Source organism: uncultured Pelagimonas sp., assembly GCF_947498515.1.
In the GTDB taxonomy this organism is placed as follows: Bacteria; Pseudomonadota; Alphaproteobacteria; order Rhodobacterales; family Rhodobacteraceae; genus Pelagimonas.
In genome coordinates this window covers 480,086-496,645 of record NZ_CANMKO010000002.1, presented here as the reverse complement: position 1 = coordinate 496,645, position 16,560 = coordinate 480,086, and the positions used below count along the sequence as shown (strand labels likewise).

Sequence of the window (16,560 nt, the reverse complement as noted above, 5' to 3'; positions counted from 1 at the left end):
ATCGCTTCTGGCATATGACACTGCGCTCGATCGAGCGCATCATGACCGGCGCTGCCAAGCGGATTGAGCGCGAACAGATGTTTCTGGATGTCGCCGCCTGGCAGATCGGTGCCCTTGTTCGGGTTGGGTTTCACAAGCCCAAAGACTTCCCGGATTTGAACAAGTTTCTGGGGCGTCGGCGCAAGCCACAACAACAAAACTGGCAGGATATGAAAACTGTGGCGCGCATGATGACTGCGGCCATGGGTGGAGAGGTGCGGAAAAAATGAACTCAGTCATTGGGGCGCTGCGGGCCGTGCTTGGCATGGATAGCGCCGCCTTCACCGATGGGATCGGCAAGGCGCAAAAACGCGTCACCTCGTTTCGCAAATCCATGGAAGCGACGGGCAACAAAATGCAAAGCATTGGTCGGCGCATGTCGCTTGGCATCACCGCGCCGCTGGTTGGTCTTGCGGGCCTGTCAGTTGCCTCAACCCGCTCCATGTCTGAGCTGCAAGACCTGGCCAATGTCGCTGGTATCAGCGCCAAACGGTTCAAGGTTCTGTCGATCGCCGCCAAGGATTTTGGCATCGGCCAAGACAAGCTGTCGGACATCCTCAAGGATGTGAATGACAAGTTTGGCGACTATTTCCAGACAGGTGCTGGGCCGCTGAAGGACTTCTTTGACAATGTTGCGCCCAAGGTTGGGTTGACGGCGGATGCGTTCAAAGGCCTGAGCTCCGAAGAGGCGATGGGCAAATATGTGCAAGCGCTGCAGGATGCCAATCTGTCGCAAGCCGAGATGACCTTTTACATGGAGGCCTTGGCTTCGGATTCCACGATGTTGTTGCCGCTGTTCAAAGACAATGCGGCTGCGATCAAAGAGGTCTCCAAACGGGCCGAAGAACTAGGGCTGACCTTGAATGGCAAAACGATTGAGGCGGCGCGCGCGGCAGGGCGTGACTTTGGCATTGTCTCTGAAGTGCTAAAAACCCAGCTGCAAAGCGCGCTGGTGGAACTTGTGCCGGTCTTTGCTGATCTGGCCCGTGTGGCGGTGCCGCTGTTGAAAAAGCTTGTCGGGTTTATCTCGAGCCTTGCGACGGGCTTTGCTAATCTGTCGCCTGAAACCCAAGGCTTCATCGCGGCGGGTGTTGGTCTGGCGGCGGTGTTGGGGCCGCTGATTGCCGGAGCTGGTCTCTTGGCGACGGCTATGGCTCCGCTGGCCGGGGTTATTCTGGCGGTTGTCTCACCACTCGGGTTGCTGGCGGCCGGGGCCGCTGCGGCGGCCATTGCGATCTATACCCATTGGGATGAGCTCAAACAGAAGTTCCCGACGATCACGGACGGGATCGAGGCGGCGATTGGGGTCTTGCAGGCGGTATTCACGCGTGGGTTTGAGGCTGTGAAGGTGTTTGCAGACGGGGTGATCACGCAGGTCACGCTGTTGTTTGGTGCCATCGAAGCTTTGATCAGTGGAGACTTTAGCGGCTTTGCCACCAAGATCGCGGCGATGTTGCAGAACGCCATCAAGACCGTGGTGGCGGTGCTGGATGTGCTGTTTGGTGATGCGGTTCGCGCAACCCTAGAATTTGGCAAGAAGCTTCTGACCTCGATCACCACCAGCGTCAGTGGTGCCGCCACGCAGGCGGTGGCGGCGATCAAGCAAATGGCGCTGGATATCGCGGCGGCGATAGAAGCGGAAATCCAGAATGTTGTTGCGGCAGCGCTCAAAATAGGCGCGGCGATTATTGATGGGATCAAGCAGGGCATCAAAGACGGCTGGGCGGGTATCAAAGACTACATCCATAGCTTGGCAATGGAGCTGCCGGAATGGATTCGCAAACCGCTGGGCATTCATTCGCCAAGCCGGGTCTTTGCCGAAATCGGTGGGTTTATTGTCGACGGCCTGGTCCAAGGCCTGCAGGGCGGTCAGGCATCGATCAAATCCTCGGCAGATGGGTTGGTAGGCATTTTGCGTGACACCGATATGGCCGGGGCCTTTGGCGAGGTTGATCAGGCCATCGAGGGGATTGGCGATACGGCGGGTGATGTGTTCTCGGCCTTGGGCGATGCGATCAAAGGGCTGATCTTTGAGGGCAAGTCGCTGGGTGAGGTGCTCTCAAATGTGTTTTCTTCAATCGCCAGCAGCGGCATGTCGCAAGCCGGGTCGGTCTTTTCCGGAATGGCCCAAAACTTGGTTGGCTCACTCTTTGGAGGTTTACCAGGCTTCAAAACCGGCGGCGCGTTTGATGTCGGCGGGGTTGGCGGGATGGATAGCCAGCTGGTGGCGTTTCGCGCCTCGCCCAACGAGCGGGTGCGCATCACCACGCCTGCGCAGGAAAAGGCATTTGCCAACATGGGCAGTGGCGGCGGTATGAATGTGGTGATGAACATCCAGACGCCGGATGTGCAGGGCTTCCAGCGCAGTCAGCCACAAATCGCCAGTGACATGTCACGGATGTTGAACCGGGCAGGTCGCACGCGATGAGCGACTTTCATGAGGTGAGCTTTCCGGTGGCCATTGGCCTTGAAGCTGAAGGCGGCCCGGAACGTCATGTCAATATTGTTGAGACCAGCAATGGGTTTGAGCATCGCAACTCGGCGCGCCGAAATAGCCGATGCCGTTATTCAGTGCCGCTGATCAATCGCGATGCCGATGAGCTGCATGAGCTCAAAACCTTCTTTGAAGCGCGTGGTGGCAAGCTCTTTGGCTTCCGGTTCAAAGACTACAGCGACTTTCAAAGCTGCCCGCCAATGCAGGCAATTTCACCGAACGATCAGGTGATCGGAACGGGTGGTGGCTCGGTCACCAGCTTCCAACTGGTCAAGCTTTATGCGGATGCTTTGGGATCATGGGTGCGGGCGATCAACAAGCCGATCGCGGGCACGGTGCAAATCGCCGTCGATGGGGCCCCAGCGACGGGATGGTCGGTGGATGCGACGTCCGGAGTGGTGAGTTTTGACACGGCTCCAGAGGCTGGCGCGCAGATCACAGCCGGTTTTGCCTTTGAGGTTCCTGTGCGGTTCGATGTCGATCGCTTGCCTGTGCAATTGTCGACGACATGGATTGGCTCGGCTGGTGAAATTCAACTGATTGAGGTGCGTGTTTGATGTCTTTGCCCAATGATCTGCAGGTGCATCTTGATGGTCGCGCCACGACGATGTGCGTGTGCTGGCGGGTCGCGCTTCAAAACGGAACCACCTTTGGCTTCACCAATTTCGATGAAGAGATCGCTTTCGATGGTGTCAGCTATGAGCCGCAATCTGGGTTTGCGCCAACCGAGTTGCGTGAAGGCACCGGGCTAGAGGTGGATAGCCACGCGGCCGAAGGGGCGATCAGTTCGGATAGCATCCGCGAAGAGGATATTCGCGCCGGTCTTTGGGATGGGGCCGAGGTTGAGATTTGGCGGGTCAATTGGGCCGATCCGGATCAAAGATACCTGGCGCGGCTCGGGGCCATTGGTGAGCTGCGGCGCGGCACGCAAAGCTTTGAAGCAGAAATGCGATCTCTGGCGCATGAGCTGCAACAACCGGTTGGCCGGATATTCCAGCCCAAATGTGATGCGGTGCTGGGCGATACGCGATGCGGCGTGATGCTTGGGGCACCAGCCGAGGGGCAGGTTGTGGCGCGCAACGGCGCGCGGCGGCTCACGATCTCTGGGCTGGGAGGATTTGCTGACGGGGTGTTCTCTCGCGGGCAATTGACCTGGACCAGCGGGGCCAATGTTGGCCTGATCCGTGATGTGCTGGATCATCGCGCTGGTGAGTTGGTCATGGTCGAAGCGCCTGCTGCTGCGATTGAGCCGGGCGATACATTCGAGCTTCAACGTGGCTGTGATGGATCGATCGACACTTGCCACACCGTGTTTAACAACGCTGTGAACTTCCGTGGCTGCCCGCATATTCCGCCGCCAGAAACCCCCTTCATTCGGCCAAGCGAGGGCGGTGCCAATACGGGGAAAGTGCTGTGAGACAGGAAGAGATTGTGCAAGCGGCGCGGGCTTGGATTGGCACGCCCTATCATGATCAGGCTTCACTCAGAGGTGCGGGCTGTGATTGCCTTGGGCTGTTGCGTGGCGTGTGGCGTGAGTTGGTTGGGCCAGAACCTGTGGATATGCGCCCCTATGCCCGCGATGCAGGCGAGGCGGGGTCGGTTGAGCTGATCGCGGATCCGGTGCGGGGCTTCATGGATGAGGTCTCGCTGCAAGATCGACAGCCCGGTGATGTGCTCTTGTTCCGCATGCCGCATATGAGGGTCGCCAAACATTGCGCGTTCCAATCCGGGCCGGGGATGATCATCCATGCCTATGAGCGGCGCGGCGTGGTCGAGATGCGCATGCCGGTTGAATGGCGCGGGCGCATTGCCTTTGTGTTCCGCTTTCCTGATCTCGCACAAAACGGGGTGTCCTGAGATGGCGACAATCGCATTGGGGGCCATTGGCGGGATGATTGGCGGCTCGATCGGGGGCAGCATTTTGGGCGTCTCGGCCATGGCGATCGGTACAGCTGTTGGCCGCATGGCTGGGTCCTATGTCGACAATTGGGTCGCGGCTAGCCTTGCACCGGCGCAAAAGGTTGAAGGGCCCAAGCTGGAAAACCTGACCGCCACCAGCTCAACCGAAGGCGAGGCGATCCCGCGCATCTATGGGCGGATGAAATGCGGGGTGCAGCTGCTTTGGGCGACGGATTATGAGCACGATCGCAAGAGTAAAACGCGCGGTGGTGGCAAGGGTGGGCCAAAGCCGAAAGTCAAAGAAATCACCCATCGCTATTGGGCGGATTTTGCGGCCGCACTTTGCGAAGGTGAGATCTCCGGCATTGGCCGAATTTGGATCGAGGGCGAAGAGGTCTCACGTGATGAGTTCACTTTGCGGGTTTATCACGGCTCTGAAACCCAAGAGCCTGATCCGCTGATCGTTGAGAAGACCCAAGGCCCGGTGCCGGGTTATCGCGGCATTGCCTATGTGGTGTTCGAAAACTTCCCGGTTCACAACTATGGAACCATCCCGCAGATGTCGATCGAGGTGTTCAAAGCCCCGACATCCAGCACTTCGATGGAAGGTCAGCTACAGGCGGTGGCGATGATCCCGGATGGCGAATTCGTCTTTGCCACTGAGAACGTGATGAGCGATCAGACGCCGCAATCGAACGTCTTCAGTGATGCTTTTGAGCTCATGGGGTTCGATAGTGATTTGCTCAATCGGGGCCATTCCACGCCTGAGGTCAATCACGCGCGCCGGGACGCGACGGATTTTGAGGTCTCGCTGGAACAGCTCAATGCACATCTGCCGAAGGTGGAAAGCGTCAGTCTGGTGGTGACTTGGTACGGGTCAGATCTGCGCGCGGGGGACTGTTTGGTGCGGCCGGGCGTGAACCATGCCACCAAGGTCAGCGAACCGACCTGGACTGTTGGTGGGCTGTTGCGCTCGCAAGCTTATCAGGTCAGCAAAAAGCTTGATGGCTCGGCCAACTATGGCGGCACGCCAGCGGATTTTGCGGTGATCCAAGGCGTGCGCCACTTGGTGGCGATGGGCAAAGCGGTGACGTTTTACCCCTTTGTGATGATGGACATCCCAAAGGGTAACATCCTGCCTGATCCTTATAGCGACAATGCCGGTGCGGTTGAACAGCCCGACATGCCCTGGCGCGGCCGCATCACCTGCAGCCCGTCGATGGGCTATGCTGGCAGTGTTGATCAGAGCCAAACAGCTGTTGATCAAGTCGCGGCGTTCTTTGGCACGGCGCAAGCGTCTGATTTTGTCATCAGTGGCGACAGCGTCACCTATTCCGGCGATCCCAATGACTGGGGCTATCGCCGGATGATCCTGCACAATGCGTTTTTGTGCCAGATCGCGGGTGGTGTTGAAGCCTTTTTGATTGGGTCTGAGCTGCGCGGGCTGACGCAAATCCGTGGACCGGGGAACAGCTTTCCAGCAGTGGATGCGTTGATTGCTCTGGCCGCAGATGTCGCGGCAATCCTGCCCGGTGTTCAACTCAGCTATGCCGCTGATTGGTCGGAGTATCACAGCTATCGCCCTGATGACGGCTCGAGTGATGTGTTCTTCCACCTCGATCCGCTGTGGTCTGATCCCAACATCGCTTTTGTTGGCGTGGACAATTACCTGCCGCTCACAGATTGGCGGGATGGCTCGGATCATCTCGACGCCGGCATCGCCAATTCAATCTATGATCTCGACTATCTACAGGCGGGCATAGAGGGGGGCGAATACGCCGATTGGTACTATGCCAGCGCAGCTGATCGCTCTGCTCAAAACCGCACGCCGATCACCGATGGCTTGGGCAAGCCATGGGTCTTTGCCAACAAGAACATGCGCGGCTGGTGGGGGAACCCACATGTTGATCGCATTGGCGGTATCGAGGTCTCCAGTGCCAGTACCTGGGTGCCGCAGTCCAAGCCAATCACCTTCACCGAAATCGGCTGCGCGGCCATCGACAAAGGCACCAATCAACCCAATGTCTTTTATCTCGAAGATGGCGGCTCGGAGAGCTATCTGCCGTACTTCTCCCGCGGCCGGCGTGATGAGGCGATCCAGCGGCGCTACTTTGAGGCGGTGCTTGGCTATTGGAATGATCCGGCGCACAACCCGGTCTCATCCGTTTACGCTGGGCCGATGATTGATGTCAGCCGCTGCGCAGCTTGGGCTTGGGATGCGCGGCCGTTTCCCTGGTTCCCGGCGCTGTCGGATGTCTGGTCTGATGGCCCCAACCATGATCGTGGCCATTGGCTCAATGGGCGGGCAGGGGCGATGCCAGTGGCGGATCTGTTGCAGATGCTTTGCGCGCGCTCTGGCATGGATTTGGCGCGCATCGATACCTCAGAAATCTGGCAGGTCATTGATGGCTATTACATCGGCTCGATCGAGAGTGCGCGGGCTTCGATCTCGGTTCTGGCGCAGTATTTTGGCATCGATGCGGTGGAGAGTGACGGCAAGATTGTCTTCCGCAGCCGCGATCAGCAGGCGCATCATCCGCTGCACTTGGGCGAGCTGGTGCATGGTCGCGAGGATGATCCCTTTGAGATCACCCGCGCGCAAGAAACCGAACTGGCCCGCGCGCTAAAATGGACGGTGCTGAACAGTCAGGCTGGCTATGAGGCGATGCCGGTTGAGGAGCGCAAAGGGGCTGCACAAAACGTGCGGGAAAGCGCCACCAGTATGATGCTGGCCACATGGTCGGGTGGGGCGGAACAACGCTGCCGCGTGGCGTTTTGGGAGCAGATTGTCGGGCGCGAGGCGATCAGCCTGAGCCTGCCACCAAACCGCCAGGCGCTGCGGGCCGGGGATGTGATCTCGCTTCCTGAGCGCGATGGGTTTGAGCGTTGGCGTATCCAGCGTTTGAACCAAGGTGATGCGTTGAAGGTTGAGGCGGTGCGCCATGATCCTGAGCTGCATGACATGCCGCCCGGTGCGGCGCGGCAAACCAAGATGCGACCGCGCGCTCTGATCGAAGGGGCCCCATTGGTGCGTATTCTCGATCTGCCGCAAATCCATGAGGATGTGCCAGCGCATCGCCCCTTTGCGGCTGTTTGGGCGGACCCATGGGGCGGTGGCTATGACATTCGTCGCAGCACATCCGAGGATGGCTTCACCTCGATCGCCACGGTGGAAACCCATGCCTCGATCGGCGTGCTGAAAACCGACCTGCCAGCTGGACCGCTGTGGCTCTTTGACGAGGCGAACAGTTTTGAGATCGAGCTGCTGTCAGGCAGCCTGACGGCGGTCTCGGACGCAGAGCTATTCGCCGGGGCCAATGCGCTGGCGATCGAGGTTGCGCCTGACCACTGGGAAATCCTGCAGGCCGGGCATGTCGCGTTGATTGGCACGCGGCGCTATCGCCTGTCCCATCTGCTACGGGGTCAGCGCGGCACCGAATGGCTGATGCCTGACGTGATCGCGGCCGGGGCGATGATTGTGCTGCTTGATGAAAACTTGGTGCCTTTGCCGATCTCGATGGCTGACATCGGCGTGCCGACAAACTGGCAGGTCTCGGGCTATTCCGCAGCAGCGAAAGTGACTGAGTTGGCCTTCACGCCCGAGGGCACAGGTCTGATCCCCTTTGCGCCGACGCATCTCAAAGCCACGGCAAGTGGCGCTGACATCGAGCTGAGCTGGGTGCGTCGTGACCGGTTGTTTTCCTCAGAAAGCTGGTCGCTGAGCGAGGTGCCGGTCTCTGAAAGCAGCGAGCTTTATCAGGTCGAGATTTTGACAGCGGCCGGCGCGGTGCTCCGGACGGATCAAACCGACCAGCCGAGCTTCACTTGGACGGCGGCGATGCAGACGGCTGACACTGGGGCCGCGCGATTCCGCGTCGCACAGATCGGCGCGCTTGGACCGGGGCGCACAGCTGAAGCGGATCTAACAGACATCTAATTCGAGGCCCGTTCAACACGGCTTGGGCCGAGACGGGCACAACAGCGGCAAGAGGCGTGATGCTGAGCCGGAAAAGGAGGCGTGTGAACATGGATGACAAGGTTGGTGGGGTGATCTCTTCCACAACATGGAGCGGGGCGGTGATGGCGGTGACGGGGACGTTGACGCTCACCGATTGGATGGCCGTGGTTGGCTGTCTCTGCGCGGTGGGTGGCTATGTCTCCAACGTGCTGCACAAGCGAGAAATGCGCCGATTGGCCCGGCTCGAGATCGAATTGAAATACGGCAACAAAGGATAGTCCCATGAAAAAACCTGTTCTGGCTGGAACGGCCGCTGCCATCGCAGCGGCCGTTTCTTTTATTGCGCCTTGGGAAGGGCTGCGCACCAAGGCCTATCCCGACATCACTGGGGTTTGGACGGTTTGCTATGGAGAAACCCATGGCGTGAAACCCGGTGATCACTACTCCAAAGCGCAGTGTGATCAGATGCTTGGCGAGCAGGTCGCAGCCTTTGCCGGGCGTCTGAACAAATGCATCGATAATGACATCGAGGCGGTGATGCCCCAGGGCATGAAGGTTGCGCTCTATAGCTGGTCTTACAATGTCGGGACATTCGCCGCCTGTGGCTCCACGCTGATGCGCAAGGCCAATGCTGGTGATCTGGTCGGGGCTTGCAATGAGCTGCCGCGCTGGAATCGGGCAGGCGGCCGGGTGGTGCCGGGCCTTTCAAACCGACGTGCCGCTGAGCAAAAGCTGTGCCTGTCATCGCTGGAACCTGCCCGGTGATCCGCTGGCTTCTATTTGGCTCCATTCCACTGCTGTTGATCGCGATCGGCATTGCCCTTGGCTCCGATCGCGCGAGCACGAAAGCCGCGCTCGATCAGACCTCGCGCGATCTGCAGCGCACCCAATCCTACATTCAAACTCGCAAAGGGATCGATGATGAAACCTCTGATTTGCCTGTTGCTGCTGATGTTCAGCGTCAGCGGTTGCGCGACCTGGCGCAATGAACCGCAAAACCCGCAAGGCGCGGCTGCCGCCATTCTGGATGCGGCGCAAACGCCAGCCAAAGCCCATGCCGCTGCCTTGGCCGATGGCACGTTTGAAGAAGCACGCGACACCGGGCTTTTGCTGATCACAATCCTGTCGTGCCACTGGCGCAGCTGTCCCAAAGAGGAGCGCTAGTCATGGCCTTTAAAGGCGACATTCCCGCACCCGCTGGTGTGCCGGTCCTGATTGCGGGGCCAGTCAGCGGCGCGGTGTTTTTCCAGAACCTCGGGGCCAATGCCATCCGAGTTATGGCGACGACGGATGCCACAGCGCCAGCCGACTTCACCGGCGGCTGGCGCTATCGCACCGATGCGCCCGAGAGCCTCGATGTCGCGGCGCTCATGCCCGGCGTTCCTGGCGCGCGCTACCTTTGGGTGTTGAGCGAAGGGCAAACCACCCTGGCGGTTCAATTTGGGGATATTGAAGATGCGTAACACGATGTTTCCACATGCGAAGGCCAGCTCTGGACCACTGATGCTGTCCAAGCATCTGGGCGGTGGTGTTGTTCCTGCCGATCGCGTTGAAGCTTTGATCCGGCGGGCGGCAAGGGACGGTGTAATCGCTCTGATTGACGGCGATCTCAGTTTGGCAGGTGATGTGTTGATCGATCGCCCCGTGCATCTCAAAATCGCGCCCGGCGTCACTGTTTCGATGGCTGACACTCCGACTTGGACGCGCGGTGTGCAGCTGACAGATCGCTCGAACCACTATGCCGGCATGTTCACCTTCCGACCGGGATCTGAGGGGGCGGTGGTTGAAATCCGGGGCGCGCTCGATGGCAATCAAAGCGCGGCTGGCACGGTTGATGGCGCGCCCGTGGCTGTCGGCGGGATCTTGGCGGTCGGGCATGGCTACGATCTCGGGCACTCGTCGTTGACCTACCTTGGCCGACCTCACTTCGTGAATGTCGCGCAAGCCGGAATTTTGATCCGAACAAGCTTTTGGGGGCAGGGGGAATGGCAGGGGGCAGAGTTCCTCTCACCACAACTGCCAACTGATCCTGAAGACCCGTTTCCACGCACGCCAACGGCGCAATGGGATGATCCGGACCTGCCGATGATCGAGGAGGAATAGCAATGCTTGCTCTCTTGGTACATCCGGATGTGTCAACAGCTTGGACCTGGGCTGATCTCTTGGCCAGTGAGCGGATCACTTGTGAGATCACGCCGTCTGGCGCTGATGCGCTCAGCCATGCGCGGTCATTGACCTATGACGTTGTTCTCGCAGCGCCGAACCTAGGCGATATGTCTGCCATCACGCTTGCAAAGCGTTGCTCACGTTTGAGCCGCCCAGTGCCTCTGGTCATCTGGGGAGACCGTTTTGCGCCTGATCTTATCACCGCTGCTTTTGCCAGCGATGTCGCGGATTTTTGCAACGGGGCCGCGCATATCGCAGAGGTGGTGGCGCGTTTGAGGACTGTAGCCGACAAGGCGCAACAACCAACATTTGAACCTCGGGTGCTCAAAGATGGGTCCTCAATCAATCTGGAAACCGGTGAGGTGACGGTTGGCTCAGAGACGGCTCGGCTGACTCCAAAGGAAGCGGCAATCCTTGCGGTTTTGATCCGAGCCGGCGGGCGCATTTTGTCCAAGCAGGAGATCCTTGATGCCGCCTATGGGCATCTGTCTCAGCCAGAGCCCAAGATCGTAGATGTCTTCATTTGTAAAATCCGCAAGGCCTTGGGTGGTCCTGCGATGATCGAGACGGTTTGGGGGCGCGGCTACAGGTTCAAAGGGGAATGGGCATGAGAGTGCCCAGCTATCTGCCCGGTCCAGTGACCGCCTACATCGAGCATGTCGGATTTGGAAAACCGATGCGCCATCTCGCCCGAAAACGCGCAGCACATGCCAGCACCATCAAACGCCAGATCGACAGGATCACTAGAATCGAGGCGGGCAGTCCGCTGGTTGCGGCCGCGTTGCAGGAGGCGGATTTGGACTGGGGGCTGTGGGTCGATAACCTGCCAAGTGCAGATGAATGGAACAGCACCTGTCAGCTGATCCTGTCTCGCTTGAGTAAGCGAGGGGCTTTGTTGGCCTGGTCCAGCGGTCTGGATACGGCGGCGGTGATGACAAGCCAAAGCAGCATGGAGCCAACTGTTCTGGCCCGATGTGCAAGCCACATTGCGGCACTGCTGCAAATGGCGGGTTGGATTGTTCCAATCGACGCCAAAGCAAGAGTGTTTTGCCTGAAACTGTCGCCAGCCGGCCGCGCCCATTTGATCACGCAAACCGCGGAAATCGAGAACCAAAACACACCGCAACTTAAAGACGCGCGCCATGGTCCGCAGAAGTATGACCCGCTCGAGACCCTGTGGCAGCGCCGGCATCAGCAAGGCCAATTCAAGATCGATCCCGAGCTACAAAAAGTTGGTTTGTGGATCCGGCAGGACGCAATCCAAACCCGCGCCAAATCCCTGAAAACGGTGTTGGGGCAGGGGGTACGTGCAAATGCATCTGAAGCCATGGCGGCGGCACGTCTGGCCTCCGTGATCCAAGACCTCGGCCCCGGCGTCATGCCAGAAGTGGTCTGGGCCTATTGCGTCACCAAAGAGCCGATCGAAGACCTCGAGGTCCGGTTGGGACTGCCGGCTCGAAGCGCCAAGGCGCTGTTGCGTGAGGCTTTGATCCGCGCGCAAGTGGTCTATCGACAGGCGTTTGACAGATCAGAACTAGTTCAGGTCGAAATAGGTGACAGCTCCAATTTGCCCTTGCTAAGGCTTCGCGTTGCTCAACGGGGAAGCAAGACCCGTCAGATTAGTTCAGGTATCTGAAAGAGGTTGAAAGCTTTGCTAGTCAACTGTGCTGATTTTTGCATGCAAAGACCGAGCCCTTGTGTAGACAAGAGTTGAAACAACCCTTGCGTGCGATGGCGTGCAATTGTAGCGTTGTGTCATAATCGGCGGTCCCTACTAAGTATTGACGATGCGACCAAATATTCCTTGTGGGGAATATTCGTCTTTGTTACCTGTGCTGGAAAAGGAAAGTTGGGTTGGCATGAGTGACATCAAAGGCAAAGTCGTGGAAGTTCGACACTCACAAGACGATGACGCATCGGCGAAAATCGGTGAAGCACTTCAGCAAATGCGCAAGTTTTCCGGCTTGACCCAAGCTGAGATGGCTCGCCGTCTAGATGTCGGTCAGGCATCTGTTTCCAAAATGGAAAAAGGCCGATCGGATGTGCATGTTTCCACAATTCAAAAGTATGTTGAGGCACTCGGTGGAAAGCTCAGGGTTAGTGCGGCATTTGATGCAGATAGTCCTCTTTCTTTGCATGTCAGAGAGGCCTTCGATGTCGAGCCAATGCATGATGATCAACTCATCTTTCCCATCTTTTCCGAAGAAGAGTTTAGACACCAACGCGACGTCGTTTTAAGTATCCGGCCACAGTATTCCAGCAAAATCATGACCGGTGAGAAAACTGTAGAACTAAGGCGGCGATTTCCGGTCTCGGCTCCAAGAGGCACTGTAGCCTACATTTACTCTACTTCTCCTGAGCGAGCTATGGTCGGCGTCGCTGAGATTGTTGCAGTCAAAAAATTGGCGATTGATGAAATTTGGCAAAGATATTCAAATGTTGCGTTCATCGAACGACCGGACTTTGATAAGTATTTTGACGGTCTCGAGCACGGAATGGTACTTGAGTTTTCAAACGTTCGCCCCTTCGAGAAACCAATGTCTCTTACCGACTTGCGAGAACGTTTTGGGTTCGAGCCTCCACAATCTTTCCTGTACGCCAAGTATGATTTAAGAAGGGCAATAAAAGATGAGTACTCCGTCGTATCTAATTGATACGAATATAATTATTGGCCTTGAAGACAATCACGCTGTAAAGCCTGCCTATTCCAAGTTTTCGCAGCTGGCAGCGAAACACAAAGTAGACGTGTTCGTTCATGAAGCCGCGCGCGATGACTATAGCCAGGACAAAGACCTGGCCCGCCGCAAAATTTCGCTGAGCAAGTTGGACAAATACCAATTGCTTGAAAAAGTGAAGGGGCTCAAGGAAACTGATTTAGAAGCTGCCTTTGGTCGAATTCGCAAGCACAACGATGTGGTCGACGCAACGCTGTTGCATGCTGTGAGCATAGGGGCCACGGATTTCTTGATCACCGAAGATCAAGGTCTTCATAACCGTGCTCAGAAGCATTCGGCTGATTTGGGCAACCGGGTTCTTTACATCGAAGATGCAATGCAGTTGCTGGCGACAACTTTCGAACCACGTGCTGTGCCAATCAGACACGTAGTCGACGTGTCGGCACATACCATCCCGCTTGATGACAGTTTTTTTGACAGCCTAAGACAGGATTACGCACCGTTTGATGAATGGTGGAGGACCAAATGCGTGTCTGAACGACGTCCGTGTTGGGTGGTGTATGACGATGATGAAGTAGCCGGGCTAATTGTCAGAAAAGATGAAAGTGGCTCTGACACGGATGCCACGCAGAAACTTCCGAAGATTCTGAAGATTTGCACCTTCAAAGTCAGCCCAGAAAAACGAGGGGTCAAATTAGGAGAGCTCTTGCTCAAAATGGTCCTTTGGTATGCCCAAAAGAATTCTTACGATTTGGCTTATCTGACTGCGTATCCTAAGCAAGAAGCACTAATTGCGCTGCTCGAATTCTATGGGTTCTGTAAGACCGGAACAAAGGGCAACGACGGTGAGTTGATTTTTGAGCGCAATTTCTCAAAGAGCCGCTTAACCGTTCAGGCAGGACAAGAAATTTATGACGCAGACAGAACCAACTATCCTCGGTTTGTTTCTGGACCGGATGTCCGTGGTTTCGTCATACCCATAGTGGAAGAATTCCACGACGTGCTTTTCCCTGACCTTAGAGATGTTCGGCAACCGGATTTATTCCTAGATGTTGGGGGCAGGACTCGCCCGAAGCGACCAGGGAACACAATTCGAAAAGTATATGTTTGTCAGTCTCCGTCCAAGCTTGGAGATGCGGGTTCTGTATTGTTCTTCTACAAGTGCAAGTCGGACAATCCTCCGTCTCAGTCTTTGACCGCTGTTGGTATCCTGGAGAGCGTTTCCGTAGCAACCTCGACCAGAGAGCTCATACAATTGACAGGCGGTCGGTCAGTTTACAGCGAAGCGAAGTTGACGGCCTTCCAGGCGTCTCCCGAAAACTCCTACAAGGTCATAAATTTTTTACTAGTAGACTACCTTGAACCGCCGCTGTCACTGAATGATCTGGAAACCTCTGGAATCCTTACTAGTCATCCGCAAGCTATCACTGAGTTCAAGGATGGGAAGCTGATGGATGCATTGGAACGCAGTAGCCTGAGTTTCAAGCTATGACGCAGGTTGTTGCAATTTTGACTGGCTTGTCGGGTGTTGGGAAGAGCTGGCTCCTAAAATTAGCCCAACAACGAGAACGATTACAGGTTTTGTCTGCAGGGGAGCTCATTGCGGAGTATCGCAGTGAGCTACAAGTCTCAGAAGTTGCGTACGACAAGCTGCGTGAATGGGATATTGTAGAAAACCAAAGAGCGCTGGTCTGCGCTTTTAAAGCGCGAGTCGATCCTCAATCTCGGTTCGTTATCCTTGATGCCCATGTCGTTGTAGATACCCCCGACGGACTAGAGCCGATTGAATCAGAAGTGTTTTCAAGTATCGGGACGTCACTCATCTTCTTTCTTGAAGATGAGCCGTCACGTATTGTGCAGAACCGACTGCAAGACAAGTCTCGAAGGAGACCTTTACGCGACCGGTGCTCAATCAAAGTTCAGCAGGAAATTGCCAAGAAGCGAGCACAACTGGTCGCTACAAGTCTTGGGGTTCCCCTGCATGTATTATGTGCTGGGGATGTCGATAGTTTCCTAAAAATTCTGTTTAGCGAAGATAGTGTGTAGTATGTCAGATAGAAAAACTATCGCGTTTTGGTGTGAAAAATCAGGCAGTAGTGATGAAACTTTCGCTGAGTTTCACGTCAATTTATGGCATTTTTCCAACAAAAAACGGGAAGATTTTTTTGAGATTGGCGTGATGGTCGATGACCCCAGTGTTTTGAGTTCAATTAAGGTATTCGTGCCTTTTAAGCTTGGATACGAACAGATAGGGGATCTGGGGAGCAAGTTTATTGAACCCAATTTGGCGCAAGGAATTTTTAATGAAACTCTTGCCCCCGAATTCGCTCCCAACAAAAGATCAATTGAATTAAATAGTGGCGTTGGGACTTACTGTGGGGTTCACATTTTCTCAACAGACAACGCCCGAATAAATCAAAGTGAACTTGGTCTCCAACCCATCGACGGAGGGACGCTACTGGAAATCACATCGGCAGCTCTGAATTCTTTAGCGAGGCAATCGAATCCTAAAGTTAGGCCGGGTTACTTTCGACTGCGATTGCATCCCCAAATTTCGAGGGGGCGCCCCTTTGTAACCTACATCACGCCGACCGACAAAGCCTTGGGTAGCGGTTACGAAGCGATTGAATATATTGATTGTCGTTTGAATGAGGCGAGAACAGTGCCAGCTGCCGTTGCCACCGCTGCCAGTGAAGCTCCACACGGCGTGGCCAAAATGAAGAGGGTGGTCTTCTTGGCGGTTGTTCCTGTCGTCTCATCAGTAACTTCGTCTCATGCCGAGTGGCACAAGAGTCGTCTGCTAGAAAATGAGATTTGGGAAGACTATGTCCCTCAAGGTCTTGATGATGGTATGGTTGTGTATCACTGGCGAAAGATTTTTGACGCAAAAGATGAAAAGATGCTGCAAGGGTTTTCCGCTTTTGTAAAAATGCAAACTCGGAAGGCCGATATCAGCCTGATTTTCATTTACGTGGGCATTTCCTTGCTCCTGGGTGTCCTGGGGTCGGTTGTCGCATCATACTTTCTAAGCTCTTCGGGAGGAGATGACAGCGTAAGACTGTCGTTTCCTTCGTCGATAATTCATGCATCTGAATTTCCAGACAGCTGCCTGAAAAACGAATGCCTTGGTGGCTATTCAACCGGCGACTAGTTCGAGAGCTGATCGGCCGAGTTCGGAGGCCATTATGACGTAGCCGAGGCGTGCATGGCCGGTGATGCTTACGCCCTGTTCTTTGCTCAAGCCTCGTACCGAAAAAGTCGGCGTCACATCGTTAGATCTTGTGTATTTGCCAAAATAGTATAGTTTGCACCTCCAATTTGCGAGGGAT

The 16,560-nt window shown here is 56.0% G+C and carries 18 protein-coding genes; all 18 read left to right on the top strand.

The features are described from left to right. Positions 1–14 precede the first annotated feature (14 nt). The 18 genes from Q1A43_RS05790 (at position 15) to Q1A43_RS05705 (ending at position 16,382) form a co-directional block, all read left to right on the top strand. Positions 15–269, top strand: a complete 255-nt coding sequence (locus tag Q1A43_RS05790) for a hypothetical protein (protein WP_299933350.1) — start codon at positions 15–17, stop codon at positions 267–269. Beyond that, complete coding sequence (locus Q1A43_RS05785; RefSeq protein ID WP_299933349.1) at positions 266–2,467, top strand: hypothetical protein; 2,202 nt, start codon at positions 266–268, stop codon at positions 2,465–2,467. The genes Q1A43_RS05790 and Q1A43_RS05785 overlap by 4 nt, the downstream gene beginning before the upstream one ends. Next, the gene (locus Q1A43_RS05780; RefSeq protein ID WP_299933347.1) at positions 2,464–3,090 is read left to right on the top strand and encodes a DUF2460 domain-containing protein; all 627 of its coding nucleotides are present in this window, start codon (positions 2,464–2,466) and stop codon (positions 3,088–3,090) included. Before Q1A43_RS05785 ends, Q1A43_RS05780 begins: the two co-directional genes overlap by 4 nt. Continuing rightward, entirely contained in the window at positions 3,090–3,950 is an 861-nt protein-coding gene (locus Q1A43_RS05775; RefSeq protein ID WP_299933345.1) for a DUF2163 domain-containing protein, read from the top strand. The genes Q1A43_RS05780 and Q1A43_RS05775 overlap by 1 nt, the downstream gene beginning before the upstream one ends. After that, entirely contained in the window at positions 3,947–4,390 is a 444-nt protein-coding gene (locus tag Q1A43_RS05770) for a peptidase (protein WP_299933343.1), read from the top strand. The genes Q1A43_RS05775 and Q1A43_RS05770 overlap by 4 nt, the downstream gene beginning before the upstream one ends. A 1-nt stretch (position 4,391) precedes the next feature. Next, positions 4,392–8,369, top strand: a complete 3,978-nt coding sequence (locus Q1A43_RS05765) for a glycoside hydrolase/phage tail family protein (RefSeq protein WP_299933342.1) — start codon at positions 4,392–4,394, stop codon at positions 8,367–8,369. An 89-nt stretch (positions 8,370–8,458) separates the two neighbouring features. Continuing rightward, complete coding sequence (locus tag Q1A43_RS05760) at positions 8,459–8,668, top strand: HP1 family phage holin (protein ID WP_299933340.1); 210 nt, start codon at positions 8,459–8,461, stop codon at positions 8,666–8,668. Positions 8,669–8,672: 4 nt separating this feature from the next. After that, entirely contained in the window at positions 8,673–9,155 is a 483-nt protein-coding gene (locus Q1A43_RS05755) for a lysozyme (RefSeq protein ID WP_299933338.1), read from the top strand. Next, positions 9,152–9,379 (top strand): hypothetical protein, encoded by a 228-nt coding sequence (locus Q1A43_RS05750; protein ID WP_299933336.1) that lies wholly within the window; start codon positions 9,152–9,154, stop codon positions 9,377–9,379. The genes Q1A43_RS05755 and Q1A43_RS05750 overlap by 4 nt, the downstream gene beginning before the upstream one ends. After that, complete coding sequence (locus tag Q1A43_RS05745; protein ID WP_299933334.1) at positions 9,342–9,554, top strand: hypothetical protein; 213 nt, start codon at positions 9,342–9,344, stop codon at positions 9,552–9,554. Before Q1A43_RS05750 ends, Q1A43_RS05745 begins: the two co-directional genes overlap by 38 nt. Before the next feature lie 2 nt (positions 9,555–9,556). Continuing rightward, positions 9,557–9,853 (top strand): hypothetical protein, encoded by a 297-nt coding sequence (locus tag Q1A43_RS05740; RefSeq protein WP_299933332.1) that lies wholly within the window; start codon positions 9,557–9,559, stop codon positions 9,851–9,853. Next, positions 9,846–10,493 carry a hypothetical protein gene (locus Q1A43_RS05735; protein WP_299933330.1) on the top strand — a complete coding sequence of 216 codons (648 nt, stop codon included), beginning with the start codon at positions 9,846–9,848 and terminating at the stop codon, positions 10,491–10,493. Before Q1A43_RS05740 ends, Q1A43_RS05735 begins: the two co-directional genes overlap by 8 nt. A gap of 2 nt (positions 10,494–10,495) precedes the next feature. Beyond that, on the top strand, positions 10,496–11,167 hold the full coding sequence (locus Q1A43_RS05730) for a response regulator transcription factor (protein WP_299933329.1): 672 nt from the start codon (positions 10,496–10,498) through the stop codon (positions 11,165–11,167). Beyond that, positions 11,164–12,192 carry a DUF6456 domain-containing protein gene (locus Q1A43_RS05725; RefSeq protein ID WP_299933327.1) on the top strand — a complete coding sequence of 343 codons (1,029 nt, stop codon included), beginning with the start codon at positions 11,164–11,166 and terminating at the stop codon, positions 12,190–12,192. The genes Q1A43_RS05730 and Q1A43_RS05725 overlap by 4 nt, the downstream gene beginning before the upstream one ends. Before the next feature lie 223 nt (positions 12,193–12,415). Further along, entirely contained in the window at positions 12,416–13,210 is a 795-nt protein-coding gene (locus tag Q1A43_RS05720) for a helix-turn-helix domain-containing protein (protein ID WP_299933325.1), read from the top strand. Further along, positions 13,185–14,723, top strand: coding sequence for a GNAT family N-acetyltransferase (locus Q1A43_RS05715; protein ID WP_299933323.1), 1,539 nt, complete (start codon positions 13,185–13,187; stop codon positions 14,721–14,723). Before Q1A43_RS05720 ends, Q1A43_RS05715 begins: the two co-directional genes overlap by 26 nt. Beyond that, a complete protein-coding gene (locus Q1A43_RS05710) occupies positions 14,720–15,277 on the top strand; it encodes an AAA family ATPase (RefSeq protein ID WP_299933322.1) in 558 nt (185 codons plus the stop codon). Before Q1A43_RS05715 ends, Q1A43_RS05710 begins: the two co-directional genes overlap by 4 nt. A 1-nt stretch (position 15,278) precedes the next feature. After that, positions 15,279–16,382, top strand: coding sequence for a hypothetical protein (locus Q1A43_RS05705; protein ID WP_299933320.1), 1,104 nt, complete (start codon positions 15,279–15,281; stop codon positions 16,380–16,382). The last annotated feature ends 178 nt before the right edge of the window (positions 16,383–16,560 follow it).

Coding starts and splice junctions, on each gene's coding strand:
- Q1A43_RS05790 (WP_299933350.1), top strand. CDS start 15: ATGACACTGCGCTCGATCGAGCGCATCATGACCGGCGCTGCCAAGCGG.
- Q1A43_RS05785 (WP_299933349.1), top strand. CDS start 266: ATGAACTCAGTCATTGGGGCGCTGCGGGCCGTGCTTGGCATGGATAGC.
- Q1A43_RS05780 (WP_299933347.1), top strand. CDS start 2,464: ATGAGCGACTTTCATGAGGTGAGCTTTCCGGTGGCCATTGGCCTTGAA.
- Q1A43_RS05775 (WP_299933345.1), top strand. CDS start 3,090: ATGTCTTTGCCCAATGATCTGCAGGTGCATCTTGATGGTCGCGCCACG.
- Q1A43_RS05765 (WP_299933342.1), top strand. CDS start 4,392: ATGGCGACAATCGCATTGGGGGCCATTGGCGGGATGATTGGCGGCTCG.
- Q1A43_RS05760 (WP_299933340.1), top strand. CDS start 8,459: ATGGATGACAAGGTTGGTGGGGTGATCTCTTCCACAACATGGAGCGGG.
- Q1A43_RS05755 (WP_299933338.1), top strand. CDS start 8,673: ATGAAAAAACCTGTTCTGGCTGGAACGGCCGCTGCCATCGCAGCGGCC.
- Q1A43_RS05745 (WP_299933334.1), top strand. CDS start 9,342: ATGTTCAGCGTCAGCGGTTGCGCGACCTGGCGCAATGAACCGCAAAAC.
- Q1A43_RS05740 (WP_299933332.1), top strand. CDS start 9,557: ATGGCCTTTAAAGGCGACATTCCCGCACCCGCTGGTGTGCCGGTCCTG.
- Q1A43_RS05735 (WP_299933330.1), top strand. CDS start 9,846: ATGCGTAACACGATGTTTCCACATGCGAAGGCCAGCTCTGGACCACTG.
- Q1A43_RS05730 (WP_299933329.1), top strand. CDS start 10,496: ATGCTTGCTCTCTTGGTACATCCGGATGTGTCAACAGCTTGGACCTGG.
- Q1A43_RS05725 (WP_299933327.1), top strand. CDS start 11,164: ATGAGAGTGCCCAGCTATCTGCCCGGTCCAGTGACCGCCTACATCGAG.
- Q1A43_RS05720 (WP_299933325.1), top strand. CDS start 12,416: ATGAGTGACATCAAAGGCAAAGTCGTGGAAGTTCGACACTCACAAGAC.
- Q1A43_RS05715 (WP_299933323.1), top strand. CDS start 13,185: ATGAGTACTCCGTCGTATCTAATTGATACGAATATAATTATTGGCCTT.
- Q1A43_RS05710 (WP_299933322.1), top strand. CDS start 14,720: ATGACGCAGGTTGTTGCAATTTTGACTGGCTTGTCGGGTGTTGGGAAG.
- Q1A43_RS05705 (WP_299933320.1), top strand. CDS start 15,279: ATGTCAGATAGAAAAACTATCGCGTTTTGGTGTGAAAAATCAGGCAGT.